Annotated in this window: 1 protein-coding gene; it reads left to right on the forward strand. The window is 57.8% G+C overall.

The annotated features are described in order from the left end of the window. Positions 1–37: 37 nt before the first annotated feature. Positions 38–301, forward strand: a 264-nt coding sequence (locus C2I19_RS20870) for an ISAs1 family transposase (protein WP_158253794.1), incomplete at its 3' end; no start/stop codon positions are given.

Genomic DNA, 301 nt, shown 5'->3' on the forward strand with positions numbered 1-301 from the left:
TGCCCGCATGAATGTGAGCACGCCTGGAGTCAGCCTGATGCAAGCCCTTGAACACATTGACGATCCCCGCCAGACCAGCAATGGCACCTTGCACGACTTCCGCGAAATCCTCGTCATCGCCATTTGCGCGATGCTGTGCGACAACGACACCTTCGAGGAAATGGTCGCCTGGGCGCGCTACAAGCAGGACTGGCTGCAGCGCTTACTGAGCCTGAAGCATGGCATCCCGTCGGAAGACACTTTCTTGCGCATTTTCCGCTTGATGGACCCCAAGCAATTTGAATGCGCCTTCCGCACCTGG

Source organism: Chromobacterium alticapitis (assembly GCF_002924365.1).
Classification (GTDB): domain Bacteria; phylum Pseudomonadota; class Gammaproteobacteria; order Burkholderiales; family Chromobacteriaceae; genus Chromobacterium; species Chromobacterium alticapitis.